General features: G+C 65.4%; 14 protein-coding genes. 6 read left to right on the top strand and 8 right to left on the bottom strand.

What is annotated here, in order from left to right; translation table 11 throughout:
* Positions 1 to 33: 33 nt before the first annotated feature.
* The 4 genes from G7079_RS12530 to G7079_RS12515 all read right to left on the bottom strand — a co-directional run bounded on the left by G7079_RS12530 (position 34) and on the right by G7079_RS12515 (position 3,035).
* Positions 34 to 420, bottom strand: a complete 387-nt coding sequence (locus tag G7079_RS12530; RefSeq protein ID WP_166057626.1) for an H-NS histone family protein — start codon at positions 418 to 420, stop codon at positions 34 to 36.
* A gap of 101 nt (positions 421 to 521) precedes the next feature.
* Positions 522 to 2,231 (bottom strand): proline--tRNA ligase, encoded by a 1,710-nt coding sequence (locus G7079_RS12525; RefSeq protein WP_166057625.1) that lies wholly within the window; start codon positions 2,229 to 2,231, stop codon positions 522 to 524.
* A 151-nt stretch (positions 2,232 to 2,382) separates the two neighbouring features.
* Positions 2,383 to 2,637 carry a DUF4124 domain-containing protein gene (locus G7079_RS12520; protein WP_166057624.1) on the bottom strand — a complete coding sequence of 85 codons (255 nt, stop codon included), beginning with the start codon at positions 2,635 to 2,637 and terminating at the stop codon, positions 2,383 to 2,385.
* A gap of 11 nt (positions 2,638 to 2,648) precedes the next feature.
* Positions 2,649 to 3,035 carry a DUF4124 domain-containing protein gene (locus G7079_RS12515; RefSeq protein WP_166057623.1) on the bottom strand — a complete coding sequence of 129 codons (387 nt, stop codon included), beginning with the start codon at positions 3,033 to 3,035 and terminating at the stop codon, positions 2,649 to 2,651.
* A gap of 73 nt (positions 3,036 to 3,108) precedes the next feature.
* Here G7079_RS12515 and pssA point away from each other — a divergent pair, with 73 nt between their 5' ends.
* The 3 genes from pssA to rimI are packed head-to-tail and all read left to right on the top strand — an operon-like array spanning position 3,109 to position 4,654.
* Positions 3,109 to 3,891, top strand: a complete 783-nt coding sequence (gene pssA, locus G7079_RS12510) for a CDP-diacylglycerol--serine O-phosphatidyltransferase (RefSeq protein ID WP_166057622.1) — start codon at positions 3,109 to 3,111, stop codon at positions 3,889 to 3,891.
* Entirely contained in the window at positions 3,888 to 4,145 is a 258-nt protein-coding gene (locus G7079_RS12505) for a hypothetical protein (RefSeq protein WP_166057621.1), read from the top strand. Before pssA ends, G7079_RS12505 begins: the two co-directional genes overlap by 4 nt.
* Positions 4,145 to 4,654 (top strand): ribosomal protein S18-alanine N-acetyltransferase, encoded by a 510-nt coding sequence (gene rimI / locus G7079_RS12500; protein WP_166057620.1) that lies wholly within the window; start codon positions 4,145 to 4,147, stop codon positions 4,652 to 4,654. Before G7079_RS12505 ends, rimI begins: the two co-directional genes overlap by 1 nt.
* 45 nt (positions 4,655 to 4,699) lie before the next feature.
* Here the strand turns inward: rimI and G7079_RS12495 are convergent, their stop codons facing one another.
* From G7079_RS12495 to G7079_RS12485, 3 genes are read right to left on the bottom strand one after another with little or no spacing between them, the layout of a single operon-like run.
* Positions 4,700 to 7,612 carry a valine--tRNA ligase gene (locus tag G7079_RS12495; RefSeq protein ID WP_166057619.1) on the bottom strand — a complete coding sequence of 971 codons (2,913 nt, stop codon included), beginning with the start codon at positions 7,610 to 7,612 and terminating at the stop codon, positions 4,700 to 4,702.
* A 42-nt stretch (positions 7,613 to 7,654) separates the two neighbouring features.
* Positions 7,655 to 8,080: a DNA polymerase III subunit chi gene (locus G7079_RS12490; RefSeq protein WP_166057618.1), complete on the bottom strand. Its 426-nt coding sequence runs from the start codon at positions 8,078 to 8,080 to the stop codon at positions 7,655 to 7,657.
* 5 nt (positions 8,081 to 8,085) lie between these two features.
* Positions 8,086 to 9,570 (bottom strand): leucyl aminopeptidase, encoded by a 1,485-nt coding sequence (locus G7079_RS12485; protein WP_166057949.1) that lies wholly within the window; start codon positions 9,568 to 9,570, stop codon positions 8,086 to 8,088.
* Positions 9,571 to 9,710: 140 nt separating this feature from the next.
* On the opposite strand from G7079_RS12485, the gene lptF reads away from it, so the two are divergent.
* On the top strand, positions 9,711 to 10,790 hold the full coding sequence (gene lptF, locus G7079_RS12480; RefSeq protein ID WP_166057617.1) for an LPS export ABC transporter permease LptF: 1,080 nt from the start codon (positions 9,711 to 9,713) through the stop codon (positions 10,788 to 10,790).
* Positions 10,739 to 11,884: an LPS export ABC transporter permease LptG gene (lptG, locus tag G7079_RS12475; protein WP_240906191.1), complete on the top strand. Its 1,146-nt coding sequence runs from the start codon at positions 10,739 to 10,741 to the stop codon at positions 11,882 to 11,884. The genes lptF and lptG overlap by 52 nt, the downstream gene beginning before the upstream one ends.
* Here lptG and G7079_RS12470 read toward each other — a convergent pair.
* The gene (locus G7079_RS12470; protein WP_240906190.1) at positions 11,881 to 12,309 is read right to left on the bottom strand and encodes an RDD family protein; all 429 of its coding nucleotides are present in this window, start codon (positions 12,307 to 12,309) and stop codon (positions 11,881 to 11,883) included. The genes lptG and G7079_RS12470 overlap by 4 nt on opposite strands.
* A gap of 64 nt (positions 12,310 to 12,373) precedes the next feature.
* On the opposite strand from G7079_RS12470, the gene xerD reads away from it, so the two are divergent.
* A complete protein-coding gene (xerD, locus tag G7079_RS12465; RefSeq protein WP_166057614.1) occupies positions 12,374 to 13,321 on the top strand; it encodes a site-specific tyrosine recombinase XerD in 948 nt (315 codons plus the stop codon).
* The last annotated feature ends 91 nt before the right edge of the window (positions 13,322 to 13,412 follow it).

Here is a 13,412-nt window from a genome sequence, read left to right as displayed (position 1 = left end):
AAAGCCGGCGTTTTCGAGAGAAACCCGATCGATTTACTTGATCAGGAAATCTTCCAGCTTGCGGCCCTTGGCGGTTTCCGCGGCCAGCCAGCGTGGCTGCTTGCCGCGACCGGCCCAGGTTTCCTTCGCGTTGGCCGGGTTGCGGTATTTCGGCGCCACCTTGCCCAGCACGCGACCCTTGGTGGATTTGCGCGCGGTCTTCGGTGCAGCGGATGCGGGCGCGGACGCTGCCGGCTTGGAGCCGCCGGATTTTCCGTACAGCTCGTCGAACGTCCAGCCGACGCTGGTCAGGAACTTGGCGACGGCGGCCTTCACCTGGTTGGCGGGCTTGCGCTTGGCCAACACTTTCTTGCGCTGGTTGGCGCGGGAAATCAGCTCGGCCAGTTCCTTGCTGCTCAGGCTTTCGAGATTGACGCTCATGCGGAGGTGATCCTCGTCTTGGTGATGCGGCGTCCATGTCGCGGGAAACCGATCATAACCGCAGGGATAATCCCGGAACAAACCCGGGATAATGTTTTCATTCAGCCCTTGAGTTTCTTCAGCAGGGCCTCGCGGTCGAGATTTTCGGATTCTGCGGCGCTTCGCGCGCGATATTCGAAGGTGCCGGCTTCCAGTCCACGCCCGGACACCACCACGCGATGCGGGATGCCGATCAGTTCGATGTCGGCCAGCATCGAGCCCGTGCGCAAGCCTCGGTCGTCGAGTACGGCGTCGATGCCGGCGGCGTTCAATTCGGCATACAGCGCTTCGGCGGCTTCGGCCACTGCGGCATCGCTCTTCGGATTGATCACGCACACCGCGACCTGCCACGGCGCCATCGCCTCGGGCCAGAGGATGCCGTTGTCGTCGTGGTTCTGTTCGATCGCGGCGGCCACGATGCGGCTCACGCCGATGCCATAGCAGCCCATCGCCGGGTGCACGGCCTTGCCATTGGCATCCAGCACCGTGCATTTCATCGCCTCGGAATACTTGCGGCCCAACGCGAACACATGGCCGACCTCGATGCCGCGGGCCAAGCCCAGCGTGCCCTTGCCGTCGGGCGAGGCATCGCCGGCGACCACGTTGCGGATGTCGGCGGTCTCCGGTTCCGGCAGGTCGCGGCCCCAGTTCACCCCGGCGATATGGAAGCCGGACTTGTTGGCGCCGACCACGAAATCGGCGAGCGCGGCCACGCTGCGGTCGGCGACCACGCGGATCGGCTTTTTCGCATTGAGCGGGCCGAGGAAGCCTGGCTCGCTGCCCAGATAGTCCGCGATCTCCGCTTCTGTCGCCAGCCGGTACTCGGCCAGGCCAGGCAGTTTGGCCAGCTTGATCTCGTTGACCATGTGGTCGCCGCGCACCAGCGCCAGCACGAACTGCGGGTTGCCATCAGTATCGGTGCCGATGATCGCCACGGATTTCGCGGTGCGCTGCAGCGGGATGTCCATGAGTGCGGCGACGTCCTCGCAGGTTTTCTGCGTTGGCGTGTCGATGTCGCGCAAGGCTTCAGTCGCGTCGGGGCGTTCGCCCGGCGACATCGCCTCCGCCAGTTCGACGTTTGCCGCGTATTCGGAACCATCGGAATAGGCCAGCGAATCTTCGCCGGAATCGGCCAGCACGTGAAACTCATGCGAGGCGGAACCGCCGATCGCGCCGGTATCGGCGAACACTGCGCGGAACTTCAGGCCCAATCGCGTGAAAATGCGCGAATAGGTGTCGTACATGTTCTTGTATTCGGCGGCGAGCGAGTCGTCGTCGACATGGAAGGAGTACGCGTCCTTCATGATGAACTCGCGCGCGCGCATCACCCCGAAGCGCGGGCGGATCTCGTCGCGGAACTTGGTGGTGACCTGGTAGAAGTTCAGCGGCAGCTGCTTGTAGCTGGCCACTTCCTGGCGGAAGAAATCGGTGACGGCTTCCTCGGCGGTTGGCGTGAAGCAGAACTCCTGCTCCTTGCGGTCGCGGATCTTCAGCAGCTGCGGGCCGAACTTGGCCCAGCGGCCGGTTTCCTCCCACAGTTCCTTCGGCTGGATCGAGGGCATCGCCATCTCGATCGCGCCGGCGCGGTTCATTTCCTCGCGGACGATGCCCTCGACCTTGCGCAGCACGCGCAGGCCCAACGGCGACCAGGTGTACAGGCCGGCGGCCAGCTTGCGGATCATCCCGGCCTTGAGCATCAGCTTGTGGCTGATGACTTCGGCGTCGGCGGGGGTTTCCTTTTCGGTGCGGAGATGGAACTGCGACAGGCGCATGCGGGAGCTTCAAGAGCAGACGGAACGCACATTTTGCCATGTGCGGCGCGGATCGACTCCGATCAGCATCACTGCGATCGTCCGGCACCCGCCTGGTTGCTCGAAATGCTCCGGAGAGTGCATCGGCGACCGCAGCTTCGCCACATCCGGGTTATTCGCGGGTGCCGTCCACCTGGATGCCGTCACTCGGCGTGCGGCTGATCCGCTCGAACTTGCGACCCTGGGGTGGCGCCTCGGTAATCTGCAGGTTGCCGTCGGCATCGCGCCAGCGATACAGCGAATTGGCGCGTTCGGCCTGTTTCATCGCCGCTTCCGCGGCGATCACGCGCTCGCGTTCGCGGCGCGGCATTTCGCTGGTGAACCACCACCAGGCAGCAGCACTCAGTGCCAGCGCGAGCGCGAGCATGCCAAGCGCTCTCATGGCTTGGCGACGGGGCAGTAGGCCTTGATTGCCGCCTGGTTCAAGTCGGTCTGGGCGGAGCGTTCCTCGCTGCTCAGCTCGCGGTCTGGCTTGCCGTCACCGTTGGTGTCCGTCCCGATCGCTTCATTGCCCTTCAGTCGCAACAGGTTGGAGCGCGCATTGAGGCATTGCTGGCTCTCGACCGGTTTGATCGAGGCGATCTCGGCCGGGTTGCCCGACTTGTTGTCGATATCACGGGTCTTGTGCGCCTGGCTGGGCGGCAGATCGGTGTAGTGGGTCACGCCATTCGCGTCCTTCCACTGGTAGACCCGTTGCTGCGCGGCCGATGGGAGGGCGGACACCAGCAGGAGCGCGGCGGCAATCACGGCAAGGGGGCGGTTCATGGCGCACTCCGGGGGAAGCCAGCCTCGATTGCAGCACTGCACCGCCTCCACCGCAAGCCCGTACACTGACTGCATGGACGAGAATCACGACATTGCCCCGCCCCGCCCACGCAGCCGCGGTATCTACCTGCTGCCGAACTTGTTCACCACCGGAGGCCTGTTCGGCGGGTTTTTCGCCATCATCGCCGCCTCGCAGGGGCGGTTCGAAGCTGCCTGCATCGCGATCTTCGTCGCCGCCATCCTGGATGGGCTGGATGGGCGCGTCGCCCGCCTGACCAATACCCAGAGCGAATTCGGGGTGCAGTACGACTCACTGGCGGATCTGGTTAGCTTCGGCATGGCGCCGGCGCTGGTGATGTATCACTGGGCGCTGGTCTCGATGAAGCTGGATGGCCTGACCATGGGCAAGCTGGGCTGGCTGGCGGCGTTCCTGTATGCGGCTTGCGCGGCATTGCGGTTGGCGCGCTTCAACAGCCAGGTGGGGCAGGTGGACAAGCGCTGGTTCATTGGCCTGGCCAGTCCAGCCGCGGCAGGCCTGATGGCGAGCTTCGTCTGGACGATGCACGACCTCGGTTGGAAGGGCCCTGAGCTGCGTCATGCCGCACTGGCGGTCACCATCCTCTGCGGCCTGCTGATGGTCAGCCGGATTCGCTACAGCAGTTTCAAGGGCAGCAGTAGCGGGCCGAAATCGGATCGGGTGCCGTTCTTTGCTCTGTTGATCGTGCTGGTGGTGCTGATCGCACTGGTCATCGATGCCCCCAAGACCCTGCTCACCGCGACCGTGCTGTATGCGTTGTCCGGGCCCTTGCTGTGGTTCCGTCGCCGCAAGCTTCCGCCGCAGGAACCGGCGAGGTGAGCTGGGATGGTTTCCAGCGTGAGGTGCTGGCCGAACTCGGCCATGTCCTCTATCGGCCGATGCATGCGCAGGCGGCGAGGGTCGATGTCGATGCGGGCATGCTTGCCCGGCTCGCACGCGCAGTGGGTATGGACGCCGACGAATTGCATGCGCATGCCGATATCGCCGCGCAGACGATGACACTGCGTGGCAATGCCGCCGCCAAACGCGCGCTGTGGCCGCGCTTGCGCGCATTGCGACGGGACGCACGGTGATGAACGCGGTGCGCGCGGACGAGGCATTGCGCGACGCCAGCCTGCGGCCGATGCGCGAAACCGACCTCGACGCGATCATGCGCATCGAGACCCGTGCCTATCCGTTCCCGTGGACGCTGGGCATTTTCCGTGACTGCATGCGCGCCGACTATCCGATGTGGGTGCAGGAACGCGCCGGCGAAATCATCGGCTATGGCGTGCTCAGCATCGCCGCCGACGAGGCGCACGTGCTCAATCTGTGCACCGCTCCAGGGCATGAAGGGCAGGGGCTTGGGCAACGCATGCTGCAGGCGCTGCTGCGCATCGCGCGTGGGCATGGCGCGCAGCGCGTGTTCCTGGAGGTGCGGCCTTCGAATCCGCGCGCGATCGAGCTGTACGACCGCAGCGGGTTCAACGAAATCGGCCGCCGTCCGCGCTATTACCCTGCCGCCAACAACGGCCGCGAGGATGCCATCGTGATGGCGATGGAATTGCTGACGGACGACATCAGCAGGATGCCGCCGCTCTAAGGCCTGCCGTCACCCCGGCCTTCGCCGGGATGACGGAATAGAAGCTCAGCCCAGTCGCGCGCGTTGCGTGGTGAGTGCTTCCAGCTTCGCAGTCCAGTCGGCCAGTCGCGCACGTTCCTGCTCGACCACGGCCGCCGGCACGCTGCCGCCGAACTTGGCCAGCTTGGCCTCGCTCTTGTCCTTTTCGGACGCAACCTTGGCGATGTCCTTGTCCAGGCGCACGCGTTCGGCATCGAGGTCGACCAAGCCTTCCAGCGGCACGAACAGCTGCAAGTCGCCGACCACGGCGGGTGCAGCGGCCGGCGGTTCGCCGTTGAGCACCTCGATGCGATCCAGCTTGCACAGGAAGCGCAGCTGCGCATCAAGGCGACCCAACCGCGCGCATTCGGTTTCGCCACCGCCGCGCACCAGCAGGGACACTTGCTTGGCCGGGGAGACGCCCAGTTCGCTGCGGATGCGGCGCACGGCGGAGACCATCGCCTTCAGCCATTCGATGTCGGCTTCGGCCTGCGCGTAGGCGGCGGTGTCGAGCTCGCCGGCCTGCGGATAGGCCTGCAGCATGATGCTGCCGGACTTGCCGAGCTTCGGCGCAACGGCCTGCCACAGCTCTTCGGTGACGAACGGGATCAGCGGATGCAGCATCCGCAGCAGCGCTTCCAGCACATAGGCCAGGGTGTGGCGAGTGCTGTTGGCGGCTTCGGCATCGTCGCCATTCAACGCGGGCTTGGCGAGTTCCAGGAACCAGTCGCAGACCTGGTTCCAGGTGAATTCGTACAGGGTCTGCGCCAACAGGTCGAAGCGGTAGCTGGCGAAATGCTCGGCGGCCTCGGCGCTGGTGCGATCCAGCTGGGCGAGGATCCACTTCTCGGCATCGGTTTTCGGCTGCGGCGCACCGGTGAAGCTGGCATCGCCGACATTCATCAGCGCGAAGCGCGTGGCGTTCCACAGCTTGTTGCAGAAATTCTTGTAGCCCTCGGCGCGTTGCAGGTCGAACTTGATGTCGCGGCCCGGCCCGGCCAGCGCGGCCATGGTGAAGCGCAGCGCGTCGGCACCGAAGGCGGGGATGCCGTCCGGGAATTCCTTGCGCGTGGCCTTTTCGATCTTCGGCGCATCGGTGGGCTTCATCAGCCCGGTGGTGCGTTTGGCGATCAATGCATCGATGTCGATGCCGTCGATGATGTCCAGCGGGTCGAGGATGTTGCCCTTGGACTTCGACATCTTCTGGCCGTCCTTGTCGCGGACCAGACCGGTGATGTAGACGTCGCGGAACGGCACGCGGCCGACCAACTGGTCGGTCATCATGATCATCCGCGCCACCCAGAAGAAGATGATGTCGAAGCCGGTGACCAGCACTGAAGTCGGCAGCGCGATATCGAAACCGAGCTTGCCCATCGCGTCTTCGTTCGGCCAACCCTGCGTGCTGAACGGGAACATGGCCGAGGAGAACCAGGTTTCCAGCACATCTTCGTCGCGGCGAAGTCCATGCTTGTCCAAGGCATCTAATCGCGCCGGGATCGTGCTGCTTCCCTTGTGCGCGATTTCTTCGTACTGATCGTCAGCAAGACCATTCCGGAAATCGAGGAATCGCTCTTCGGCTTCTTCTTGATTACGGGCGACATAGATGTTGCCTTCACAGTCGAACCACGCCGGGATGCGATGACCCCACCAAAGCTGGCGGGAAATCGTCCAGTCCTGGATGTTCTCCAGCCAGTGGCGATAGGTGTTGATCCAGTTCGGCGGAACGAATTTCACTTCGCCGGATTCGACCAGTTCCAGACCGCGCTTGGCCAGATCGTCCATCTTCACGAACCACTGGTCGGTGAGGAAGGGCTCGATCACCTGGCCGCTGCGATCACCGCGCGGCACTTGCAGGCGATGTGGCTTGATCTCGACCAGTAGGCCTGCGGCTTCGAGGTCGGCGACGATCAGCTTGCGCGCGTCGAAGCGATCCAGGCTGCGATACTTTTCGGCGATGTCCTCGCGGGAGGAAATGATCTTCGCTTCGTCGGTGAAGATATTGATCATTGGCAGCGCATGGCGCTGGCCCACCGCGTAGTCGTTGAAATCGTGCGCGGGGGTGACCTTGACCACGCCGGTGCCGAAGTCGCGGTCCACGTAGTCGTCGGTGATCACCGGGATTCGGCGACCGGTCAGCGGCAGTTCGATGAACTTGCCGTGCAGCGCGAGGTAACGCGGGTCTTCCGGATGCACCATCGCGGCGGTATCGCCGAGCATGGTTTCCGGACGGGTCGTCGCGACGACAAGGTAGTCGCGGGTTTCGCGCAGGGTTTCGACGCCGCCGGCATCGACTTCCACGTGTTCGTAGCTCACGCCATCGGCCAGCGGATAGCGGATCGACCACATATGGCCGTTCTCTTCCTCGCTCGCCACCTCAAGATCGGAGATCGCGGTCTTCAGCACCGGGTCCCAATTGACCAGGCGTTGGCCGCGATAGATCAGGCCCTGCTCGTGCAGGCGCACGAAGGCTTCGACGATGGCCTCGCTCGCCATCGGGTCCATGGTGAACACACTGCGCGACCAGTCGCCGCTGGCACCCAGGCGGCGCATCTGCCGCTCGATGGTGTCGCCGGACTGCTGCTTCCACTCCCACACTTTCTCGATGAATTTGTCGCGGCCCAGCGAATCGCGGGTTTCGCCTTGTCCGGCGATGGCGAGGTTGCGGCTCACCACCATTTCGGTGGCGATGCCGGCATGGTCGGTGCCCATCTGCCACAGCGTGCGATAGCCGCGCATGCGGTGGTAGCGGATCAGGGCGTCCTGCAGGGTGTGCTGGAACGCATGACCCATGTGCAGGGTGCCGGTGACGTTCGGCGGCGGCAGCAGGATGGTGTAGGCCGGGCCGTCGCCCTGCGGGGCGAATGCGCCGCTCGCTTCCCACTGCTGGTACAGGCGGGATTCGAAGGTCTTGGGTTCGTAGCCGGAGGCGAGCGTGGTCATCGTGGGGTCTTTGGTCTTGGTGCGTTCATGGCGAACGCGGTGTCACATGTCGTGTTTGTTCACGTCGAAACCGAGCGCCTGGTAATGCTTCCAGCGCTCGCGCAGCGGGCCGCGCGCGGACGGATCGGCGGGCACCACTTCCAGCACGCGATCAAAGCTGCCGGTCGGCGCGGCATCGCGCAGGTTGATCAGCAGCGCGCGCGCAGGGATGTCCATCTCCGGGGTGGAAATCAGGATCGGGGTGTCGTCATCGCCTTCGTCCAGCTCGGCGATCTGGTGCGGCAGGTACTCGTCTGGATCGAACGACCACATCAGGTCATCGAGCGCTTCCGCCTGCGCGGCATCGCGCGCCAGCACCAGGATCGGCAGGTTTGCGGCGAATCCGCGTTTCGCCAGTTCGCAAACGAGCAGGAGCGGCTCCTCGCGGAACCGCTCCTTGGCGATCAGGTAGAAATCGGCCCTTGGCACTCAGTTCACGCGGCGACGCGGTCCAACAACCACTGGCTGAGCAGGCCGACCGGCCGGCCGGTGGCCATGCCCATCTTGCCGTCGCCGTTGGAAACGCCGGCGATGTCCATATGCGCCCAGCGCTGGCCTTCGGTGAAGCGCGACAGGAAGCAGCCGGCGGTGATCGCGCCGGCCCAGCGGCCGCCGATGTTGTAGACGTCGGCGAAGGCGGAATCGAGCATGCCCTGGTATTCGTCCCACAACGGCATCTGCCAGGCGCGGTCGAAGCTGGTCTCGCCGGCGTCGATCAGCTCGCGGGCCAGGTCGTCGTCCTTCTTGGTCATCACGCCGGTGGCGTACTTGCCCAGGGCCACGACCATCGCGCCGGTGAGGGTGGCGACGTCGATCAGCGCGGCCGGTTCGAAGCGCTGCGCGTAAGTGAGCGCATCGCACAGGATCAGGCGGCCTTCGGCGTCGGTGTTGCCCACTTCAATCGTCTTGCCGGACATCGAGGTGATGACATCGGACGGGCGGTAGGCATTGCCATCGATGGCGTTCTCGACCGCCGCGGCGATGACGACCAAATTGACCGGCAGCTGCATGCCGACCGCGGCGACGAAGGTGCCGAGCACGGTGCCGGCGCCGCACATGTCGTACTTCATTTCCTCGATGCCGCCCTGCGTCTTCAGGTTGACGCCGCCGGTATCGAAGGTGATGCCCTTGCCGACCAGCACGTAGGGCTTGGCGTCGCCGCCGTTGCTGTACTTGAGCACGACCAGGCGCGGGCGGTTGGTGGAAGCACGGGCGACGGCGAGCAGCGAGCCCATGCCGAGTGCTTCCATCGCCGCATCGTCCAGCACTTCGCATTCGACCTTGTCGCTGCGCGCGGCGAATTCCTGCGCCTGCTCAGCCAGGTAAACCGGGTTGCACACGTTCGGCGGCAGGTTGCCGAGTTCGCGGGTGAACTGCACGCCGGCGGCGATGGCGATGCCGTGGGCGAGGGCGGCGCCGTCGCTACCGGAAATCTCGAAGCGCTCCAGGCCCTTCTCGTCGCGTTTCTTGTTCTTGGCGCCCAGCGTGGCGGTGTAGCGGTAGCAGGCGTGGTCGGCGGCGGTGGCGGCGGTGCGGATGTTCCACGCGGCATCGCGGCCCTTCACTTCGACCTCGCTGAGGGTGAACAGCGCGGACTTGACCACGCCGGTCTTCAGTGCGCGCGCGGCATCGCCCACCGCCTTGATGTACTGCGGCACGCCGAACTTGGCGGCATCGCCCAGGCCGATCACCAGCACGCGCGGCGCGGTGATGCCGGGCAGGTCGTGCAGCAAGGCGGTCTTGCCGGTCTTGCCCTCGACGTCGCCGCGTTCGATCAGCGCCTTCAGCTTGCCGCCGCTGGCGGTGTCGATGGCGGCTGCGGCCGGGGTCAGGCTGCAGTCGGCGAAGGCGCCGATGACCACGCAATCGACACTGGCAGAGGCGGGGGCGGTTTGGTTCAGGCTGAATTCGAGGCTCATCGACCACAGTTCCGGGGGAAGGGAAAGGCGTTTGCGCGGGGTGCCGCGCAGCAGAATCTGCGTCATTGCTTACAATGCGCGACCGCGGGAGCCCGCGGCATGCAACGCCGAACCCCCGATTCTAAAGCAAGCAGGGCCTGATGCCGAAGCTGGACCGTTACCTCAGCAGCGAGATCGCACGTTCCGTGTTCGCGGCGCTGGTGGTGTTGGGCATGGTCAGTCTGGGCGGCCTGTTCGCCGACCTGCTGGGTGAAATGGCCAGCGGCAAGGTGCCGCCTACACTGCTGCTGTCGCAACTCGGGCTGCGCCTGGTGCGCTACCTGCCGCTGATCCTGCCGCTGGCGCTGCTGCTGGGCTACCTGTTGGCGTTGGGGCGGATGTACCGCGATTCGGAAATGTATGTGCTGTTCGCGGTGGGCGTGGGCCCGCGCCGCCTGCTGCGCCCGGTATTGCTGATGGCGGCGCCGGTGCTGGCGATCATCGCGCTCAGCTCGCTATGGCTGGGCCCGTGGGCGGATCGGGTGGCGCGCGGGATGGTGGTCGAAGCCAACAAGAACCTGTTGGTGGCCGGGCTGGAGCCGGGACGCTTTACGCCGTTGACCAATGGCGGGGTGGCCTATGCCGGCACCATGTCCAGCGACGGCACGCGCCTGGGCCGGGTGTTCGTCTACCGCGAGAAAGGCGAGCGCATGGATGTGGCCACGGCCATGAACGGCGTGTTGTATCGCGACGAAGGCGCGCGCGTACTGGCGCTGGAGGACGGGTTCCGGGTCGATGGGCCGACCACGGGCGAAGGCCTGAATTACCGGCTGATGCGTTATGCCCGTAACGAGATGCTGTTGCCTGCCCCGGCTGACGAGCGTCCCGCCGATGATCCTGCGTTCAAGCCGACCATGGCGTTGCTGGGCGATTCCTCGCCTGCCGCCAATGCGCAGTTGCACTGGCGGATCGCGCCGCCGTTGCTCGCCCTGGCCTTCGTGCTGCTGGCGGTGCCGCTGTCGCGCAGTTCGCCGCGACAGGCGCGCTACGGGTCGATGCTGCTGGCCTTCCTGGCCTACCTGGTGGGTGTCTTCCTGATGATTCTCGGCACCCAGTGGCTGGCCGAGGGCAAATTGCCGGTCGTTGCCGGCTTGTGGTGGCTGTTGTTGCCGATGCTGGCGCTGGGCGCGTGGCTGTATGCGCGCGACGGGCGGGTTGCAAAGGCGTGGTGGCGTCGATGACGTTGTGGCCGAAGCTGTTCGACCGCTACATCGCCCGCACGGTGATCGCCACCGTGCTTGCCACCTGGGGCGTGCTGCTCGGCCTGGACGTGGTGCTGGCGTTCGCTGGCGAGATCGGCGATTTGGGCAAGGGTGGCTACACCATCAACCATGCGATCGCCGCCACCGCGCTGACCATTCCCTGGCGTGCCTACAACCTGTTCCCGACCGCGGCGGTGATCGGCGCTCTGCTGGGGCTTGGCCAGTTGGCGGCCAGCTCCGAGCTGACCGCGCTGCGTGCGCTGGGTTTGTCGCGGCGGCGGCTGAGCGTGTCGGTGGCGCTGCCGCTGGTCTTGCTGACCCTGCTGATGGTCGCCAACGGCGAGGCGCTGGCGCCCTGGGGCGAAGCACGCGCGCAGGCGCTGAAGTCGGTGCGCAACACCAACATGGTGGTGGCGCAATACAGCGGCCTGTGGGCGCGCGAGGGCGACATGTTCCTCAATGCGCGCAGCGGCGAACAGAAACAGCGCGACGGCGACAAATGGCTGGAATTGCGCGGTGTGCGCCTGTTCCAGTTCTCCGATGATGGTCGCCTGCAGTCGATCGCCAACGTCGCCCTGGCCGAGCACCGCCACGGTGGTTGGATCCTGCGCGGGGTGGAGCGCACCACTTTCAGCGCCAAGTCGGTGAGCCGCAGCAAGGTCGCCGAGGAGCGCTGGGACTCATCGCTCGACGAGGCCGCGTTGGCCGCGAACGTGACCGATCCGCACAACATGCGTAGCGGCGAGTTGGGCAAGAGCATCGACTACCGCAAGCGAAACGGGCTGGAGGCCGGCGAGTTCGAACAAGTCTACTGGGGCCGTTGGTTCTATCCGTTCAACGTGCTGGCGCTGTGCCTGGCCGCGATTCCGTTCGCGTTCGGCACCCTGCGCAGCGGCGGCTACGGCAAGCGGCTGTTCATGGGGATCGTGTTTGCACTGGGATTCTGGGTGCTGCAACGGGCATTCACCCAGATGGCGGGCATCTTCCATTTCGACTACCGCATCGCCTATGCAATGCCGCCGGCGATCATGCTGGCGATCTCGATGTGGTTGTTCAAGCGCAAGTCCGGTTAGCGCGCTTCGCGGATCATCCGCGTGCCGCTGGCGCGGTCGTGCCAGGTGAGGCGATCCCGATCGAACCATGCCCACCAAAAGCCGAGTCCACCCAGCAGAAGTGATACGCCGCCAATCACGTAGCGCAACCACAGCGCACGCGAGCTTGCGTTGTCGCCTCGTGCGTCCACTACCCGCAAGCGCCATGGCCGCATGCCAACGGTCTTGCCGCCCCGTCGCCAACTGAACACCGCGTACAGCCCGGCAATCAGCCAAAACACCATGAATTCCACCAGTCCCAGCCAACCGCCGCGCACGGCATCGCCATGCAGTGCCGTGAACACGCCGGCGGTGAGGAACCACAGCGCTAGCACCGGGAAAAAATCGTAGGCCAGGGCCAGCAGGCGCCAGCCGATCAGGGTGGGGGAGCGTTCGATATCGGACATCGGGCAAGGATACAGGCGGTGTCCACTTCTGCCGGCATGGGGTGAACACGCTAGGCTTGCAGGCATGTCCACGCCTGCCGAACGCCGCCGACTCGCGCATGCGCTGCCGCCGCTGGCGGATGCGGACGATGCCGCCATCGAGCGTTTCATCGACGCGATCTGGGCCGAACACGGGTTGTCGCCGGCGACCCTCGAGGCGTATCGACGCGACCTGCAAGGCCTGGCGCGGCAGCGCGGTTCGCTGGCCGGCATCGACCGCAAGGCGCTGTTCGATTATCTGGCGATGCGCACCCGTGCCGGTTACTCCCCGCGCAGCAATGCACGCCTGCTGTCGTCGCTGCGCGCGTACTTCGGCTTCTGCCTGCGCCGGGGCGAGCGTGCCGATGACCCCACCGCGCTGTTGCAGCCGCCAAAGCAGCCACGGCTGCTGCCGAAAGCCTTGTCCGAAGCCGAAATCGAGGCCTTGCTGGCCGCACCCGATGTACAGGCCGCCGTGGGCTTGCGCGACCGCGCGATGCTAGAGCTGATGTACGCCTGCGGGCTACGCGTGAGCGAACTGGTCGGGCTGCCGGCCACCGCGCTGAACCTGCGCCAGGGCGTGTTGCGGGTGATGGGCAAAGGCAGCAAGGAGCGACTGGTGCCGTTGGGCGAGGAATCCCGGCACTGGCTGCAACGCTGGCTGGTCGAAGCGCGCCCGGCGATGCTGAAAGCGCTACGCGATCCGTCGAAGGCGGTGGCGTTGTTCGTCGATGGCAAGGGTCAGCCGCTGAGCCGCCAGGCATTCTGGGTGCTGGTCAAGCGTAGTGCGGCGGCGGCCGGCATCGACCCGAAACGGATCAGCCCGCACGGCTTGCGTCACAGTTTCGCCACCCATTTGCTGAATCACGGCGCCGACTTGCGCGCCCTGCAAATGCTGCTGGGCCACGCGTCGCTGTCGACCACGCAGATCTACACCTTGGTCGCGCGCGAACACTTGAAGTCGCTGCATGCGCGCCACCATCCCCGTGCCTGAAGGCATGCGCCGACCGTACGTTCGGCGCGGGTCGCTGCTGGTCGGTGCGTGCGACAATCGACGGAACCCCATGACCGGCATGTGGTCTGAT

This window comes from Thermomonas sp. HDW16 (assembly GCF_011302915.1).
Taxonomy (GTDB): Bacteria; Pseudomonadota; Gammaproteobacteria; order Xanthomonadales; family Xanthomonadaceae; genus Thermomonas.
Note: the sequence above shows the minus strand (reverse complement) of the source record. Positions and strands in the feature narration are given on the sequence as shown.